17 protein-coding genes are annotated in these 18314 nt (G+C 40.2%); 8 read left to right on the top strand and 9 right to left on the bottom strand.

The genetic code is table 11. The features are described from left to right. Nucleotides 1–2 precede the first annotated feature (2 nt). The 8 genes from HMPREF0659_RS04740 to HMPREF0659_RS12615 form a co-directional block, all read right to left on the bottom strand. Entirely contained in the window at nucleotides 3–767 is a 765-nt protein-coding gene (locus tag HMPREF0659_RS04740) for a hypothetical protein (RefSeq protein WP_044045881.1), read from the bottom strand. 71 nt (nucleotides 768–838) lie between these two features. After that, nucleotides 839–1375 (bottom strand): LptE family protein, encoded by a 537-nt coding sequence (locus HMPREF0659_RS04735; protein WP_013264601.1) that lies wholly within the window; start codon nucleotides 1373–1375, stop codon nucleotides 839–841. A 37-nt stretch (nucleotides 1376–1412) separates the two neighbouring features. Then, the gene (locus HMPREF0659_RS04730) at nucleotides 1413–2654 is read right to left on the bottom strand and encodes a sigma-54 interaction domain-containing protein (RefSeq protein ID WP_013263922.1); all 1242 of its coding nucleotides are present in this window, start codon (nucleotides 2652–2654) and stop codon (nucleotides 1413–1415) included. Between the two features lie 186 nt (nucleotides 2655–2840). Next, entirely contained in the window at nucleotides 2841–3842 is a 1002-nt protein-coding gene (locus HMPREF0659_RS04725) for a lysylphosphatidylglycerol synthase transmembrane domain-containing protein (RefSeq protein ID WP_013264731.1), read from the bottom strand. 46 nt (nucleotides 3843–3888) lie between these two features. Then, nucleotides 3889–5025, bottom strand: coding sequence for a PdxA family dehydrogenase (locus HMPREF0659_RS04720; protein ID WP_013263918.1), 1137 nt, complete (start codon nucleotides 5023–5025; stop codon nucleotides 3889–3891). Between the two features lie 95 nt (nucleotides 5026–5120). Then, nucleotides 5121–6173, bottom strand: a complete 1053-nt coding sequence (gene rlmN / locus HMPREF0659_RS04715) for a 23S rRNA (adenine(2503)-C(2))-methyltransferase RlmN (RefSeq protein ID WP_013264567.1) — start codon at nucleotides 6171–6173, stop codon at nucleotides 5121–5123. A gap of 203 nt (nucleotides 6174–6376) precedes the next feature. After that, on the bottom strand, nucleotides 6377–7846 hold the full coding sequence (locus HMPREF0659_RS04710) for a hypothetical protein (RefSeq protein WP_227985698.1): 1470 nt from the start codon (nucleotides 7844–7846) through the stop codon (nucleotides 6377–6379). A 562-nt stretch (nucleotides 7847–8408) separates the two neighbouring features. Further along, the gene (locus HMPREF0659_RS12615) at nucleotides 8409–8570 is read right to left on the bottom strand and encodes a hypothetical protein (protein ID WP_155812153.1); all 162 of its coding nucleotides are present in this window, start codon (nucleotides 8568–8570) and stop codon (nucleotides 8409–8411) included. Between the two features lies 1 nt (nucleotide 8571). Between HMPREF0659_RS12615 and HMPREF0659_RS04705 the strand changes: the two genes are divergently transcribed. From HMPREF0659_RS04705 to guaA, 7 genes are all read left to right on the top strand, one after another. Further along, a complete protein-coding gene (locus HMPREF0659_RS04705; protein WP_013264153.1) occupies nucleotides 8572–9639 on the top strand; it encodes an adenine-specific methyltransferase EcoRI family protein in 1068 nt (355 codons plus the stop codon). 54 nt (nucleotides 9640–9693) lie between these two features. Further along, the gene (locus HMPREF0659_RS04700; protein WP_226893163.1) at nucleotides 9694–10818 is read left to right on the top strand and encodes an HNH endonuclease family protein; all 1125 of its coding nucleotides are present in this window, start codon (nucleotides 9694–9696) and stop codon (nucleotides 10816–10818) included. A gap of 454 nt (nucleotides 10819–11272) precedes the next feature. Continuing rightward, nucleotides 11273–11698: a DoxX family protein gene (locus HMPREF0659_RS04695; RefSeq protein WP_013263931.1), complete on the top strand. Its 426-nt coding sequence runs from the start codon at nucleotides 11273–11275 to the stop codon at nucleotides 11696–11698. A gap of 150 nt (nucleotides 11699–11848) precedes the next feature. Continuing rightward, entirely contained in the window at nucleotides 11849–12397 is a 549-nt protein-coding gene (locus tag HMPREF0659_RS04690; RefSeq protein ID WP_013264722.1) for a glutathione peroxidase, read from the top strand. 185 nt (nucleotides 12398–12582) lie between these two features. Next, on the top strand, nucleotides 12583–12894 hold the full coding sequence (locus tag HMPREF0659_RS04685; protein ID WP_013264093.1) for an MGMT family protein: 312 nt from the start codon (nucleotides 12583–12585) through the stop codon (nucleotides 12892–12894). A gap of 766 nt (nucleotides 12895–13660) precedes the next feature. Beyond that, entirely contained in the window at nucleotides 13661–14467 is an 807-nt protein-coding gene (locus tag HMPREF0659_RS04680; protein ID WP_013264505.1) for a sugar phosphate nucleotidyltransferase, read from the top strand. 23 nt (nucleotides 14468–14490) lie between these two features. Then, nucleotides 14491–16035, top strand: coding sequence for a glutamine-hydrolyzing GMP synthase (gene guaA / locus HMPREF0659_RS04675; RefSeq protein ID WP_013263914.1), 1545 nt, complete (start codon nucleotides 14491–14493; stop codon nucleotides 16033–16035). A gap of 500 nt (nucleotides 16036–16535) precedes the next feature. Here the strand turns inward: guaA and mscL are convergent, their stop codons facing one another. Then, nucleotides 16536–16961, bottom strand: coding sequence for a large-conductance mechanosensitive channel protein MscL (gene mscL / locus HMPREF0659_RS04670; protein ID WP_013264510.1), 426 nt, complete (start codon nucleotides 16959–16961; stop codon nucleotides 16536–16538). Nucleotides 16962–17231: 270 nt separating this feature from the next. Here mscL and gap point away from each other — a divergent pair, with 270 nt between their 5' ends. Further along, nucleotides 17232–18260 carry a type I glyceraldehyde-3-phosphate dehydrogenase gene (gene gap / locus HMPREF0659_RS04665; protein WP_004361298.1) on the top strand — a complete coding sequence of 343 codons (1029 nt, stop codon included), beginning with the start codon at nucleotides 17232–17234 and terminating at the stop codon, nucleotides 18258–18260. Nucleotides 18261–18314 lie beyond the last annotated feature (54 nt).

Genomic DNA, 18314 nt, shown 5'->3' with positions numbered 1-18314 from the left:
TCTTATTTTTTATTGTTATTTATTATCAATTTCTCCAAAAAACGTATTTGGTCTGCAAAGTAACGATTTTTTTTCGGATATACCAAATTTAATCGCCTAATAATTTCCAATGCTTTAGAATATCGACCTTGTTTTATATAAATTCTTGCTAATGTTTCAGTAAAGTAGCCAGTATCTTCATTTTCAGCTGCTTCATTGTGTTCATTCTCTTCAGGTTCGTACTCAGTCTCGTCTTGTAAAGTGATTTTACCCCCTTCATTATAGATGAAATCGTCGATAAGTTCTTGTCCTCTTAGTTGTGGAGTTATATCCTCATTTTGCTTACTTTCACTTTCCAATAAATAGGCAACGTAGTCCACAGTGGCATCAGCAGGTGTCGGCTTGCGCCTTCCTTCTGTTTCCTGTGTTGTATCTTCTTCTTCAGGAATCTGCTCTAAGAATGTATCGATAAGCGATGTTGTACGGTCTTCCTCTGTAGTCGTTTCAGCGTTGATAGTTATTGACTGCTTTTCTGCCTTTTTCTGTTCTGGAATCAGTTGATAATGGGCATCCTCAACGAGCTTGAAGAGGATATGACGGTCAGAGATGTACACCGCTGCACGTCGTAACTCATCATCGAAGGTGGGGTCATGAAGCAGAAAGAGATTCTGCAACAACAGAATACGAGCTGGCTGATAGTAAGGATAGAGCGCAAGCATACTCCGGAGATCATATAAGGTCTCCTTGTTTAGATTCTCCGGATGATTAATAAGATTGGCTATATCCATAGGGTGATAGGTGATTATGAGGGGTGATAAGAATAATAGTCAATGAAATTAAAAGTGATGATGTAAGATGATTACCAGTTAGCAACAGTTGCGTTGAATATCTGGTCGGTAAGGTCCTTCACCATCTGTGTGACGAGTTCCTCCTGTACAGAATTCAGACTACGTACAGTTTCATAGCTTGAAGTAGCTGTGAACTGTCGTTCAAAGTCTTGGCTATGGTTTGTATTGTTTGTGAAGCGCACATTGACAGTGATGGAAAGTTCTGTTTGTGCAGAATATCCTTCACTTGAGACACTCTTATTACGTTGCTGATACTGTGTGATTTCACCTTCAATCTTCATATCACCATTACGCTTTACTTGTTGTAGGCGTGTATGGTTAGCAAAGACATCTTTCAATTGATTGTTGAACATTGGTCCCATTGGTCCCCATACATAGGTAGAGCGGATAGGGAAATCTGCAATTTGAATGGTACGCACTTTACTGTAATCAATACTTGCACCATTAAATTTATAGGATACACTGCAAGCTGCCAATAAGAGCAAGCAGATAGCTGTCACACCCCATGTCAGTGGGCGAATAGATGTGAATTTCTTTCCTATCTTCATTGTATTGTAAGAGGGTAGTCCCTTTTGTATCTATTGATTAATCTTTGTCTAATCCGTATTGTCTGATTCGGCGATAGAGTGTGCGGTCGCTGATGCCCAACTCTAAAGCAGCTTTCTTACGATTTCCATTGTTACGCTCTAAGGCTTTCTCCACCAGTTGCTTTCCAATGTCGTTGAGGTTGAGTGTCTCTGGTTCAGATATTTCTTCTGCCACAGCGTCTTCAACCTGTTCTATCGTTCGTGTTGGAGTGATAGGCTGTTTGCTTGTGGTAGCAGGAAGATTAGAAACTGTTGACGGAGTAGGCTGGAAACCGCTTGCACCATTGAGTTGTCTGCTTTCCTCCAACTGCTTACGAACGTTGTTGAGGTCACGTCGTAAGTCACTTACATTACCTCTCAACTCATAGAGAATTTTATAGAGAATCTCACGTTCACTCTCATAGCTATGTGAACCACCACTTTGTATCGTAGCAAGCTGTGTGCTGTCTTGGTCACGTGGGATGAAATGTAGCAATGTTTCTGCATCAATCTCACGCTTCTCGCTTAGGACAGACATCTGCTCAGTAATGTTCTTTAATTGACGGACATTGCCAGGCCATTTGTACTGTAACAGAATCTGGCGTGCTTCATCTGTGAGTGTAATTTTTGGAAGATGATACTTCTCAGCCATCTGCATAGCAAAGAGGCGGAAGAGAAGAACGATATCTTCGCCACGATCACGGAGTGGTGGCATCTGAATTGGAATAGTGTTAAGACGATAGTATAAATCTTCACGGAACTTACCTTCGCTAACAGCTTTCTGCATGTTGACGTTAGTAGCAGCTACGATACGTACATCTGTCTTACGGATTTCCTGACCACCAACACGGATATATTCACCTGTTTCGAGTACGCGAAGCAGTCGAGCTTGTGTTGCTAAAGGAAGTTCACCCACCTCGTCGAGGAAGATGGTTCCTTTGTTGGCTATACCGAAATAACCTTCACTATCGCCAATAGCTCCTGTGAAAGAACCCTTCTCATGACCGAAAAGTTCACTATCAATGGTCCCTTCTGGGATAGAACCACAGTTGATAGCAAAGTATTTCTCGCGACGACGAGGAGAATTGTCGTGGATTACACGTGGGATAATCTCCTTACCAACACCGCTCTCACCGATAATCAGTACAGACAAATCAGTGGGTGCTACCTGTAAAGCAACATCCAGTGCACGATTCAGTCCGTCGTTGTTACCAACAATGTTATATCGTTGTTTGGTCCTCTGTAATTCTGTTGTATTCATTTAACTGACAAATTTACCTATTTAATTTGAAAAAGCTGCAACTTTGGCAGACTTTAACAACTTTCTTTCTGTCTTTCTTTGTTGTTTTTCAGTGGAATGAATCAACTTGTTCTAAATTATTTTCAAGAAGAAAAAAAAATCTTTTCATAAAGATAATTTGTGAAGTATAAAACTACCGAGTGTATATTACTTGTTCCTCTTCCTATCCAGTTTGATAAGCAATAAGCCAATAGCTGTCCAAATAAGTTCACGGATACGGACAAGTAGAGCAACGAAAATGCCCGCTTCGAGCGTGAGTCCTAAGCCTTTAACAGACATCAGGAAACCTCCTTCACGACCACCTAATTGTAGAGGTATGAAGAAGAGCATATTAGCAAAGAGAGAGGTGAACGCAAGGATGAGAATGCAATCAAAGTAATTGACAGAAGGTAGCAATACCAAAAGGATGAAGAATATCTCTAAAGCACTGCAAATTCTGCAAGATAATTCAAGTAGAACAACGGTGAGGAAGGTACGTGGGTTTTGGTTGTGCAATGATGCTATCTGTGTGTCAATTCTGTCAAGTTCTTCCTTATGATTGGCAACAAAAGGTTCTGCCCATTTCTTAACAAAAGGAATGTGGCGAACAAGGTTCATTACGCGGACTGCTAATCCTTTTTTATAACCAGTGAGGAAGAACCAAATTGCAGATACGCAGAAAACAAAAACGACAGCTAACATCGTGCCCATCAGGAGGTTGACTGGTCGCGTGAAAATATAAAGGAAGATGGATATAAGCCAAAACCAGAAATGACTAAAGATGTGTGTCATAGCATAAAGGACGACAGAAGATGTAGCACGTTCTGCTCCAATCTTCGGTGTCAGCTCCATGATACGATATGGTTCGCCACCCATTAGTCCTCCAGGAGTTGCATAGTTAAGTGCAAAGCCTGATACAGTAACCTTATAAAGCCAGAAGAATGATACTTTCTTCCGCTCCTCAGCGTCTTGTGTCTGACTACGTATAATTGTAAACCAAGCTGCAGTATTAAAGATGTATAAGAATACCCATAGTACAACTACTGCAAAGAACCAGTAGCCTGCATGCTGTATTTTCTGCCATGCATCAGCAAAGTCAAGGTTGTACACCATAATACAGAGTACAACCAAGCCAAAAGTGAAGAAGATGTTCTGAAACTTTTTGTTCATAAGTCTTCTTATTTATATTTGTCGTAAGGAATGAAGGAAGACACGCTTAGTGTGTCTCCTTCGTATTACGGTTTTCATCATTGTTTGGTATGCGATCCTCACGCTTACGTGGAATAGCAAAGCGCACCTTGTCGCTTTCGTCTCTTCTTTCCTTGTAAAGCTTTGGAAGTGGATTGCCCATTGGTGCATCATATTCTGCACGATTGCGGAAGATGTCAATAGCAAGATAGATTGCATGACGGAATGGTAGTTCGTCAACAACGCCCTTACCTGCTAATGAAAGGCTATTAGGTATTTCTGCAGAGGTGCGAACGAGTGGCAATCCTGCTGTGTAAATGATACCATGAGACACAGAAAGTGTACGGAAAGGAGCAAGTCCTTGTTCGTAATACATTGCTAAAATGCCATCAAAATGCTCTGTGTAATTGCAGCCAAAGAACGTATCGGCAGGGTAAGGACCAAAGGCTTGTATGCCATTCTCAACAAGTTCGTCAATAGCTGGCAAGATTATCTCATGCTCTTCAGAGCCTAACAAACCATTGTCGCCAGCCTTAGGATTCAGTCCAAGCACTGCTATGCGTGGACAAGAAAGGCGGAAGTCGCGACGAAGACTCTTAAAGAGTGCACTTGCATTGTTAACAATACTTGCCTTTGATATTGATTCTGCTACTTGGCGCAGTGGGAGATTACGTGTAGCAAGGGCAACTCGCAGTCCATCGTTTATCAAGATTGACAAGCCTTGCTCCTCTGATTCCATGTGATCTTCAATGTAACGGCTCTGACCACTGAAGTGGAAGTGCTCATTATTGTCAATAGGAGCTGTAACGAGAACGTCAAATAGTCCTTGGCGATAGTCCTCTAAAGCCTTGTCTACAGCACGTAAGCCAGCAATACCAGACTCCTCTGAAGCAACGCCCAAATCAACTTTAATTTCGTCATCAAATACAGGGAGCAAGTTGAGTCGTCCGTTCTGTGCTTCTGATGCATCTTTGATGATAGTGAAGTTAGCTTCTATGTCAAGTGCATTACGATGATAGGTGGCTACTTTAGGCGAACCATAAATGATAGGCGTACAAAGCTCCAGCATCTCTGGTTCGGCAAAGGTCTTAAAGATAAGCTCATATCCAATGTCGTTGGTATCTCCGTGTGTGATTGCTACGCGGACTCTTTTATTATCGTTCATATACTTATATCTTGTATTGTTTTGTTATATTCAGTTTCCTATTGGCTCTCTGTGTGTAGTCTGTTAGTCTTTTTGCGTTCTTATTATTTACCTTTTTACTTTTTCCCTCTCCCTCTTTCTTCTTCTATCTTCTTTGCTGTTGAGAGCAGACCGCAGGCTGCAAAGATATCCTGTCCACGACTGGCACGGATAGTTGTGAAGACTCCATGTTGTGTTAGATAGTTTCTGAATTTCTCCATTCTGTGGTCATCAACACCCTGCAATGGGATATTAGGGATAGGATGGAAGCGAATAAGATTCATTCGGCAGTCCAATCCTTTGAGTAGTTGTACGATAGCCTTGGCATGTTCCTCGCTGTCGTTGAAATCCTTGAAGACAATATATTCGAATGACAGACGGCGCTGATGAGAGAAGTCGTAATTGCTGAGTAACTCAATAATACTATCAATAGACATTCCTTTTTCTGCTGGCATCAACTCCGAACGTTGCTCGTGTAAAGGGGTGTGCATACTGATAGCAACGTGGCAGTCGCTCTCATCAAGGAATCGTTTTAGCTTTCCTTTGACACCCACACTGCTTACTGTGATTCGCTTTGGTGACCATCCGTAACCAAAGTCAGCAGTCATAATCTCTGTGGTGCGCAGTACGTTGTCAAGGTTATCCATTGGCTCACCCTGACCCATGAAGACGATATTCGTCAATTTATCACGTTCAGGGAGGGAATAAATCTGATTGAGAATATCTGTAGCTGAAAGACTACCTTCGAATCCCTGCTTTCCTGTCTGACAGAAGAGGCAGTTCATCTTACATCCTACTTGTGAAGAAACACAGAGTGTAGCACGGTCTTCGTCTGGAATATACACCGTTTCAACAAACTTACCACTGTCAGTAGGGAAGAGATATTTGATAGTTCCGTCTTTAGAATGTTGTGCATCGATAGGCTCTTTGCAGCCAATAGCATATTCAGCAGCGAGTTTCTCTCTGTTTGCTTTTGAGATATTCGTCATCTCATCAATACTTTTCACATGCTGTGTATAGAGCCATTTGGCTATCTGTCCGCCTGTAAAAGCTGGCATTCCGAGCGACTTGGCAACCTCTTTTAGTTCGCCAAGTGTCATTCCCAACAAATACTTCTTTGCACTTTCCATTCTCGTTCTCAATGTTTTGTTGCTGCAAAGATAACGAAAAAATAGCTAATATTAGTGTTTTCCTTTCTTTTTTGAAAGGTAAGAACGATAATGAAAAAGAGAATGTATCAAAACAATATTGAATACACAGAATAGTTGCGTACAAAAAGTTTTATCTTTTAAGCAGTAAGTCTTGATACACTCCTCTTCCCTTTTATGCTATATTATTGCCTATTAAAACGAGATTTCAGTGTAGCAAAGAGTTCGTAAATGTCGATTTTGAATAAATTAAAATGCTGGACATTCTCCTTCTCTGTGAAACCTTTTTCAACCTTGTCAAAGCTTCCACACGCCATTTGGTCTACACACCCTGTATCATACATCGCTTTTAATTTAGGAAGAAGTTCTGAAGCTTGTAAATCCATGATGAAAGAGGTAAGGCTTCCTGCCAATACACCATCAATATATTGTACTTCTGGTAGTTTTTCAATAGCAAAGGTGATGATGTCATCGAACCATTCAATACACGTTTGTCTCAGTTCGGGTTGTTTGAATGCTATTAGTGCCATGCTTTCAGCCAAGTAAGCTTTATTGAATGAATATAGTCCAGGCTCTTTCATGAAACAGCGCAATTTATTAAAACTATCCGTTGTTGTCAATTTATATAAAGTCGGAACAAATACATCATCACCACTATCGCCAAAATGGTATTCAAAGAAATCTTCAGATTGTCTGAGACATTCCAAGACAACGTCAAGGCTACTTTCGTTGTTTCCAACTTCTCCTAACAAGATGATAGCAGAAGCAAGGATTCCGTTGTAATCCCCATGATCAAAATTAAAAGGAATATTGCCATTAACTGTTATTGTCATGACATAGCGGATAATCTCTTCTAAATCCGAACGCAGCTCATCCTTTGGCAGAGCAAGAATTCGGTCAATTAATGTTTTTTCTAACCATAAAGAATTTTCTGGCTTGTTTAGTTCTTCTACAATCCATTCGTTGTGTACATTCAACGTTTCAGTATATCGCGGTGGTTTGTAGGTATATTTTGTGTCCATACCATAGGTAGGACATTTCATATAGTAACTATCATCTCCTATCAATTTTTTATTAGGGGAAAGGTATCTGAAGTCATTGCCATAAGTTTTTTTTAGTTTGGGAAGATATTTACTGGCAATATATGAGTCGATAGCAACAAGAAAGTGCTTGCCATCTTTGCCAAACTCATACTCAATGAGTGGTATATCTTCTGTGTCTTCTTCCAGCATATATCTTGTGAGTCTGAAGCTATCGTCTGGGGTTATTTCGATTTCTTCAGCAAAGTCAACTGCTCCATAAATAATATTGTGTGCTTCTTCGTAACTACATTCCTCAAGTTCAGATACTTCGCTGAGGTTTTCAAGGAAATCGTTGAAGTCTTCTTCTTCTATTCTAAGCTTATATAGAGAGTCTTTTACACCAGTGCAGTAAGTGTCTACGAGATAACATGCAAAGCTAATTTTACCGCCAGTATGTAATCTGGAAACTAAGACATATCCTTCTCCCATATTAAACAGCTCTGACGTACGATAGCATTTCCCGATTTTTAAGAATCTGGCTCTTGTTTTTATAAATTTTTCTGGTGAAAGAAACTGTTGTTGTTCACTCTTATTTGTTTTCTTCTTAGGCATATTTTTCTTTTTTGTTTTCAAAATATTATAATGCTTTAATCTGTTTGCTGGCTGTTCCTGATTATATTGATGTCTTAATAATAGTAGATTACTAAACCTCCTTTATTAAATTTTTAAGGCAAAGATAATAAAGAAAAAGGATAAATACAAGATAGAGGTTTATAATAATGCGATTTTTCGTCGGTTGTGATGGTTGATTGATGTGATATGAAGATTAAATTTACGTAAACATTACAAGACTTTAGTAATATTCTTTATAAATAGCTGAGGTTAGCCCTTCCTATGTCGTATACCATTTCTATTGGTGCAGCAAAGGTAAGGAGTAAAATAATAAAAAAGAAGGAATATTTTTATAAAGAACTCTGTATTTAATTCTCTATTTCGTTTTTCTTACAGTTGTTTTTGACTTTTCATAGGTTTTTTGTATCTTTGAAGCGGATTTGGCTAAGCCAGTCCATTACATTGTTGGTAAATAAAGCATTCGCTATTATTCGCGTTCAGCCAAAAGCCTCGGAAACTTCTTGGAAATAATGTAACTTGAATAATATGTGACGGGCGTATCGTATGGGTATGCCTTAGTTGTCTAATTGATAGCAATGCACACGCAATAGGCGTGGTGCATTCTTATTAGATGACTGAGGTTTCCATCCGAGGCTGCCTCATAGCTGAACGCAATAAGGTGCATCCACGCCTTTATTGTGTCTTGGCGTGATTGATAGTCGTAATGCGTAAGACTATCATTCATAATGGCAAACAAAAACCTAAATGCTGCAAAGACAGCTAAAAAAGACGAGTTTTATACGCAGTTGAGCGATATAGAACGAGAATTACAACATTATTGGAAACACTTCTGTGGAAAGACAGTGCTCTGTAATTGTGATGACCCTTACGAGAGTAACTTCTTTAAATACTTTGCTTTACGCTTTAATCAGTTAGGATTAAAGAAACTTATCTGCACCTGTTATAATGGCTCTCCAATGCAAGGTAACGAGTTGGTGTTCCGTTTTGATGACGCAGACTCCGAACCACAGAAAGTTGCTTATAAGATGGAAGTAACCGAAGTGAAGGATATGAATGGGGATGGGGCAGTTGATTTATCCGATGTTCGCTACCTTTTAATGAATGATAAGAATGTGATGTCTATTCTGCAGCCTGGTGATTTCCGTTCACCTGAGTGTGTTGCTCTTTTGAAGGAAGCTGATATCGTTGTTTCTAATCCGCCTTTCTCTTTATTCCGAGAGTATATAGGACAGTTAATGGCTTACGATAAGAAGTTTATTATTTTGGGGCATCAGAATGCTATTACGTATAAGGAAGTATTTCCACTCATCAAAGAGAATAAGCTATGGTTAGGTTATGGATTCAAAGGAGGAGCAACTCATTTCTATTCACCGTATGAAGATACGGCAACGGCTGGTAATCATAAAGAAGACCAAATACGTGTGTCTGGGGTCATTTGGTTTACTAACTTGGAAATACCCAAGCGCAATGAAGAGTTAGATTTAGTATGTCGCTATTCACCAGAAGAGTATCCAAAGTATGATAACTATGATGCTATTAATGTTGGACGTACTCAAGATATTCCCATGGATTATAAAGGGTTAATGGGAGTTCCTATAACTTTTCTCGATAAGTATAATCCAAATCAGTTTGAAATTATTTGGCAAGCAAGTGGGAATACACGTGCTTCTGCTCCCAAGGAAGTATTAGAAATAATGGGTTATACTAATCATAAAGAAGATCGAGGCGGTTGTGGAGTCGTTAATGGTAAACGGCAATATAGTAGAATAATTATTCGTAATAAACGTCTTTAAATATTTTCTGTCTTAAACTATCATAGAATAAGGATATATTCAATAATAAGTCTTATGATGACAATCAAACAAATAGAGGTAACTGTAGGTGATATAGCACGTGGTTACATAAATAACGAGGAACAGGGAGTACGTGGTTATGGTGGACAATTGGACATTCGCCCACCTTATCAACGTGAGTTTATATATAATGAGAACGAACAACAAGCTGTAATATCAACAGTTTTAAAAGGCTACCCACTGAATGTAATGTATTGGGTAAGGCGTAGTGAGGATGCAGAATGCCCTTATGAAGTGATGGATGGACAGCAAAGAACGCTCTCACTCTGTGAGTATGTAGATGGGAAGTTTGCTTATGATTTCAAAAACTTTTTCAATCAACCTGCAGATATACAGAAACTTATCCTCGATTATCCGTTGACTATCTACCTTTGTGAGGGCGAACCCTCTGAGAAGTTAGAATGGTTCAAGACAATAAACATCGCTGGTAAGCCCCTAAACGAGCAGGAGATAAATAATGCTGTCTATGCTGGTCCCTTTGTTACGGATGCTAAACGCCATTTCTCTAAGTCAAACTGTGGTGCATATCGTTTGGGAAAAGACTTGGTTAATGGTACGCCAATTCGACAAGAGTTCTTGAAGAAGGCACTGGAATGGATGGCAGAATACGAAACAAGAGAAGGAAAACCGCAGTCTGTGGTTGGTTATATGGCGGAACATCAGCATGACCCAAATGCAAATAATCTTTGGACTTACTTTCAGAATGTACTTAATTGGACTATAACAAACTTTGATTTGAAGAAGTTTAAAAAGATTATGAAGGGTCTTAATTGGGCTTTATACTATGATAAATATCACAGTACAACTCTTGATACAGCAGACTTAGCCAGCAGAATTTCTAAACTGATTCTTGATAGTGATGTGCAGAAACAAATGGGTATAATTCCATACGTGCTGACGGGAGATGAGCGTCACCTTGATTTGCGTTGTTTTCCAGATGATATTAAACAAGCTGTGTGGGAAAAGCAATATCATATTTGTCCGTCTTGTAAAAAAGAGTTTGATTATGAGTTTATGGAGGGTGACCATATTACTCCATGGCGTGAAGGCGGAAGAACTGTGATAGAAAATTGTCAGATGCTTTGTCGTGAGTGTAATAGGCGGAAAGGAGGTCGGTAGGTTTCTTGTTTTTTATATGTTTTCGAAATAGGGGTGTTTGTTAGTTTTTAATCGTTAAAGGCATTTCTAATTACAAGCGAGTGTGATTTTCCTCAGCATCATTTTGTGTGGTGTTGAGGCTTAGCACCATTGGTGCTTACCATGAGCACAATATGTGTTCGGCACTAACACAACGATAATAAAGAACAAGGGAGGGGCTTATGGTTCCTATTAAGGCAGTTTAATAGTGGTTGTTAAGCATATTATAGATGCAAAATGATGTTAAAATTAATGTGTAATCGCTTGCGATATAAGTATCTTTTTATAACTTTGCAATTGAGAATAATGGTTTAGAAAGATTCGAGTAATAAAAGATTGTAAAGACGATTAGTAAGTAAAGGTATTTTAGGGGGCGTGACACTGATATCAGTTAGCGCTGGGAGAGGGTGATGCGCCCCCATTTAAAAGAAACAGGATGAACAAAGTAAAGATGATTTTCCGCCTCCTTTTAGGAGCCTTTATGACGTATGCAGGTGTTTCTCACCTGACTTTTAACCGATTGGAGTTCGTGGCACAGGTGCCTATGTGGCTTCGATTCTCAGAAGGATTTACCGATTTCGTGGTACTTTCTTCAGGTGTAGTAGAGATTGCTTTGGGTTTGAGTATGCTATTCTTGTATAAGCATAAGGCGGTAGTAGGAGCGTTGCTCGCCCTCTTTTTTGTACTCATCTTCCCTGGAAACCTCAATCAATATTTCTATCATATTGATTCATTCGGGTTGAATACTGACACTGCACGTCTTATCCGACTATTCTTCCAGCCAGTACTGATAGCATGGGCATTGTGGTCTACTGGTGGTTGGCAGGTTTGCAAAGAATGGATGTCGAGATTAAGAAAATAAATCGTAAGGATTAGGAATCAACTTTGATAGGGTAGAAACTTCCTTGGTCGATACTTTCCAAGGCTATGATAGACGAAACACACGAGTTTGAAATATCACTTTTATGGCGTAAAAAATATTATTGTAGAATTTAATAAAGAGTAAAGAATTATGGCAACAGTTTATGATTTCAATTTGAAAGATAAGAAAGGTAACGAGGTAAGTCTCGAGACATATAAGGGTAAGGTACTTCTTATCGTAAACACAGCGACAGGTTGTGGTTTTACTCCACAGTATGAGGAGTTGGAGGCAATGTACCGCAGTCTGAAGGAGAAGGGTCTTGAGATTCTCGATATTCCATGTGATCAGTTCGGTCATCAGGCTCCAGGTACAGACGAGGAGATTCACGAGTTCTGTACAGCAAAGTTTGGTACTGACTTCCCACAGTTCAAGAAGAGCGATGTGAACGGTGCTAACGAGCTCCCTCTCTATACATGGTTGAAGAGTGAGAAGGGCTATGCAGGTGGTGCATATGAGGAGAAGTTGGCTGCTATTATGGAAGACCTTTACAACAAGGCAAACACAGAGCCACGCAAGCAGAACGACATCCAGTGGAACTTCACAAAGTTCCTCGTTAACCGCAATGGTGAGGTTGTTGCACGCTTCGAGCCTACAGTAGACCTCAAGGAGGTTCAGAAGGCTGTTGAGGCTGCGCTTTAAGCAGAAGCTGATAAGTAAGTTTTAATAGTCCTTTGAGGGCAATCGTTTAGGAGTTGAAGGTTTTAGTGGGGTTAAGCCATTACTGTTTCTTTTCGGAGGGCAGCAGTGTAAGGATATGAAAGGTATCGGCTTAACCCCTACTAAATTTCTTCGCTCCTTTTTTATTAAGACAATTTGGAGTACGAATGGCTGTAGATATAGAAGAATTTCGCAAGGAAGTTTATAACGTTGTGGCATCAATCCCGAGCGGTCGTGTACTGAGTTATGGGCAAATAGCATGGCTTGTAGGCTGTCCTCGTCATGCTCGTTTGGTTGGAAAAGTGCTACATGGCGTATCTGAAACAGAAAATTTGCCATGTCATCGAGTTGTAAATGGTAACGGACGTACGGCTCCTTGTTGGGAAGAACAGCGCGGTTTGTTGGAAACTGAAGGAATAACCTTCCGTGCAAATGGTTGTGTCGATATGAGAAAATGGCAATGGAAACTGGAGGAGTAAGGTTTCTGTTGTCATTTATTCCTGAAACATTGTTGTCTAATGACAGATTTGGGTTAAATGTGTGAACGCTTTTCGTATTGCGTTATCGGAAGAATCGAAGTTCCTCATTAGACAAAAATATGGCTAAGGCAGTCAACTATCTATCCTATTATCACCTTCTTTCATTGAAAACCTTTTCATTTTAATACTTCGAAAAGCTGCAGGCAAGGATTTGAAAAATCATTACATAATTTCAAGCAAGACATCTATAAATAACGGCAAAAACACATACATAATGTAGGTTTGTAACCATAAGGAAATCAATTAGTTACAAAGTCGTAACGTAAAAGGTGCTTAATTGGACTTCAAAAGGGCGTTAGTAAGGGTCTTAAAGGGCGTCTTTTGCAAGTCAATTTGGCGTCTTTTTGAAGCCAAAAGAGCATGTATTGGTTTTGAGTCGCATGAAAATAGTTTACAAACCTCAATTAATAAGGGAATAAGTTGTTTGTAGAAGACAGATAGACATTGCATCTAATTACATTTATCATGTAGTTTTTTCCTCTTTATAAAACCATCTAATTGGGGGTAATCATTCCGTTTATGTGGATTAATCTCATTCTGTTAACAATCTACAAATTTAACGGAAGAACTTTTTTTTATCCTTACTCTGTGACTATATTATAACGATAAGATACAAACTAAACCTTTTTCTTTTTGATTTATGTCCGTCATTCCTTTGTAGACTGAAATAAAAGCATTAATTTTGTAGGCATAAAAAGAAAAGCAAATGCAGGCAATGATTTTTGCAGCCGGACTCGGTACCCGTTTGAAACCGCTTACTGACACAATGCCAAAAGCGTTGGTAAGGGTGGGAGGTGCGCCACTGCTTGAGCATGTAATCAGGAGATTAATAGATGCTGGATGCAGTCGTATGGTTGTTAATGTACATCATTTTGCAAACCAGATAACAGACTATTTGGATGCACACAACTATGGTGTGGATATCTATGTGTCTGATGAAACAGAGCAGCTCCTTGACACCGGTGGTGGTATCAAGCGAGCTGCTTCGCTTTTTGATCAGTATCAGCCAGTGCTGATTCACAATGTTGACATATTAAGTAATGTGGATTTAGCTGCTTTCTATCGCCATGCTTTAGAAACAAAGGCAGATGCTCTGCTGTTGGTAAGCCGTCGTGTGACCCAACGTTACTTGATATTTGATAGTAATATGCGCTTGGTGGGCTGGACAAATGTGGCTACAGGCGAGGTGAAGTCACCTCATGCCGAGATACGTCAGTTGCATTTCGTCTCACCAACAGAGGAAGAAAGTTCTTATTATCAGAACAACTGTTACCTCTGTGCCTTCTCTGGTATACACGTGTTAGCTCCCTCTGCGGTACAAACCGTTGAGGCTGTTGATAAGGATAAGTTCCCCATTATGGACTTCTATCTCAACAATTGCGACACACTTGATATCCGTGGCGAACTAAAAACCGACCTTCATCTACTTGATGTAGGCAAACTCGACAGCTTACAAGCTGCTGAAGACTTTATTGCAAATTCAGAGTATCAAAGCTCCAAGACGGAGAACTGATATTTTAAAATACATTCATTTACATGCAACAGAAGATTATCATTTTGGATTTCGGCTCACAGACGACACAGCTTATTGGCCGTCGTGTGCGTGAGTTGGATACCTTCTGCGAGATCCTCCCTTACAACAAGTTCCCGAAGGACGACCCATCTGTGATTGGTGTGATTCTTTCTGGTTCACCTTATTCCGTACATGACCCAGAGGCTTTCAAGGTAGACCTCAGTCAGTTTATCGGTAAGATTCCAGTGCTCGGTATCTGTTATGGTGCTCAGTACATCTCTTATTCAAATGGAGGTAAGGTTGAGCAGACGGGTACACGTGAGTATGGTCGTGCCAACTTAGAGAGTATCGACCTTAACAATCGCCTTTTTACAGGCTTTGAGAAAGGCTCGCAGGTATGGATGAGTCATGGTGATACGATTACAGCAATCCCAGAGGATTACGACATTATAGCTTCTACTGGTGATGTTAAGTATGCTGCCTTTGCATCAAAGACACAACCAGTATGGGCAGTACAGTTCCATCCAGAGGTTTACCACTCATTGCAGGGTAAGCAGTTGTTGGAGAACTTCGTTGTGAATATCTGTGGTAGCAAGCAGGAGTGGAGTGCAGCTTCGTTTGTAGAGAGTGCTGTTCAGGAGATTCGTGAACAGGTGGGTAACGACCGTGTTATCCTTGGTCTTTCTGGTGGTGTCGACTCTTCTGTTTGTGCAGTATTGCTTAATAAGGCTATCGGTAAGAACCTTACTTGTATCTTCGTAGACCATGGTATGCTCCGTAAGAATGAGTTTACAAAGGTGATGGATGCTTATAAGGGACTTGGACTGAACGTTATCGGCGTTGATGCATCGGAACAGTTCTTTAAGGATTTGGAAGGTGTTACCGACCCAGAGCAGAAGCGCAAGATTATTGGTCGTGACTTTGTTGAGGTGTTTAACGCTGAGGCAAAGAAGATTACCGATGCTAAGTGGCTCGCACAGGGTACTATCTACCCAGACCGTATTGAGAGCCTTAGTATTACGGGTATGGTTATCAAGAGTCACCATAACGTAGGTGGACTTCCAGAGGAGATGCATCTTCAGCTTTGTGAGCCACTTCGTTGGCTCTTCAAAGACGAGGTTCGCCGTGTAGGTTATGAGCTTGGAATGCCAGAACGCCTTATCAAGCGTCATCCATTCCCAGGTCCTGGTCTTGCTGTTCGTATTTTGGGCGACATCACTCGTGATAAGGTTCGTATCCTTCAAGATGCAGACGATATCTATATCGAGAAGATGCACAACTATACTATGCCAGATGGTACAAGTCTTTACGACCATGTTTGGCAGGCTGGTACCGTATTGCTCTCTACGATTCGTTCAGTAGGAGTGATGGGTGATGAGCGTACTTACGAGCATCCAGTTGCTCTTCGTGCCGTTACATCAATGGATGCAATGACTGCTGACTGGGCACACCTCCCTTATGATTTCATGGCAGATGTTTCTAATGAAATCATTCGTAAGGTGAAGGGAGTTAACCGCGTATGTTACGATATCTCTTCAAAACCACCTTCAACAATTGAGTGGGAGTAAGAAGGAAAACAGACAAAATAAAAGGATAGGGACGCAGTTGTGTCCCTATTTTTCGTTATACAATATTATAAAGAAATAAGAACAGGATTTGTATAGGACTTTAGGATAGTGTAAGATATTGTTTGTTGCATTGATAATCAGGTTGTAAAGTCTTGTTTTACTTGGTTGGTTTCATTACAGTCTTTTAATCATTGCAAATTATTTACGTGAAAAAAAATATTTATTTTCATGAAGAAAAATATTTATGTTCATGAAAATAATTCTTTTTTATCGTGAAGAAAATTCGAAAGTAACACTTTGTAGACTGAATAAAGGGTAAGGCTCATGGTCTTGAAACAGTGTTTTAACAGCTTTAGAAGGCTGATATTAGGGCGAAGGTGGCGGGAAGGAAAAGTGGTTTGGTAATCTTAATGGAAAGAAATTAGCGCTGTTGTTAAAAAAAAGTCCGAAGACTCATAGTGAATCTTCGGACTGATTATATCTGTATTTCAGATAGTTGCTTACTTGTTCTTCAGCAAATCGCGAATCTCAGAGAGCAGTTTCTCCTCGTTAGTTGGCTCTGGATCAGGTGCAGGAGCAGCTGGTTCCTCTTCCTTCTTCTTAGAGAGCTTGTTGATACCCTTTACCATCATGAATACGCAGAAAGCAATGATAATAAAGTCAAGCAATGTCTGCAAGAAGTTACCATAGTTGATGGTTGCTGGAGCAGGAGCAGTTACACCAGGAATTTCTACTTGTGGAAGTGTGTACTTAAGGTCTGAAAAGTTAACGCCACCGATAAGCCATCCGATAGGAGGCATGATGATATCGTCAACGATAGATGAAACAATCTTGCCGAAAGCACCACCGATGATTACACCGACAGCCATATCAACGGCATTACCCTTTACTGCAAATTCCTTGAATTCTTGAATAAGTTTGCTCATAATTAATTTTGTTGTTAATTTGTTTGTTTGTCTTGCGTTTTATACTAATACCCTTTCTTTTGTTATATAGACTTTGCAATCTTGGTTTGTTAGATTGCATAGAATTGCCTATGTGTGCGAAACGAGTTATTTTTTATAATAATTAATACGCTAAGCGACTGCAAAAATAAAAAAAAAATTGTATCTTTGCAATCGTAAGATAGAAAATCTTCTATAAGGAGGTAAAAAGAAATTCGTTTTTATAAACTTTTATAAATAATTTAAAGTAAAATGGTAAATGTAGCTATTAACGGCTTTGGCCGTATTGGTCGTCTCGCATTCCGTCAGATGTTCGAGGCTGAAGGTTATGAGGTTGTTGCAATTAACGACTTGACAAGTCCTAAGATGCTTGCTCATCTGTTGAAGTATGATACCGCTCAGGGTGGTTTCGCTGGCAAGTTCGGTGAGGGTAAGCACACTGTAGAGGCTACTGAGAATTCTATCATCGTTGATGGTAAGGAGATTAAGATCTCTGCTGAGATGGACGCTGCTAACTGCCCATGGGCTGCTAACAACGTAGACGTAGTTCTCGAGTGTACAGGTTTCTACACATCTAAGGAGAAGGCTTCTGCTCACCTCAAGGCTGGTGCTAAGAAGGTAGTTATCTCTGCTCCTGCAGGTAACGATCTCCCAACAGTTGTTTTCAATACTAACCACAAGACTTTGACTGCAGCTGATACTGTTATTTCTGCAGCTTCTTGTACAACAAACTGCTTGGCTCCAATGGCAGCTGCGTTGAACGCATATGCTCCAATCCAGTCAGGTATCATGTCAACAATCCACGCTTACACTGGTGACCAGATGATTCTCGATGGTCCACAGCGCAAGGGTGACCTCCGTCGTTCACGTGCAGGTGCTTGCAACATCGTTCCTAACTCAACTGGTGCTGCTAAGGCTATCGGTCTCGTTATCCCAGAGTTGAATGGTAAGTTGATCGGTTCTGCACAGCGCGTTCCAACTCCAACAGGTTCTACAACAATCCTCGTTGCTGTTGTTAAGGGTAAGGACGTAACTGTTGAGGGTATCAACGCTGCAATGAAGGCTGCTTCAACTGAGAGCTTCGGTTATACTGAGGATCAGATCGTTTCTTCTGATATCATCGGTATGCGTTTCGGTTCTTTGTTCGATGCAACTCAGACTATGGTAAGCAAGATCAGCGATGATTGCTACCAGGTACAGGTTGTTTCTTGGTACGACAATGAGAACTCTTATACTTCTCAGATGGTTCGTACAATCAAGTACTTCGCAGAGTTGAAGTAATACCAACCGGAAGGTCATCTGCAATCCTCTCTTGCATAGAGAGTGGTTGACGGA

Origin of the sequence: Prevotella melaninogenica ATCC 25845 (assembly GCF_000144405.1) — a bacterium.
GTDB lineage: Bacteria > Bacteroidota > Bacteroidia > Bacteroidales > Bacteroidaceae > Prevotella > Prevotella melaninogenica.
The sequence above is the reverse complement of the archived record's forward strand: the minus strand, read 5'-3'. Positions and strand labels throughout refer to the sequence as shown.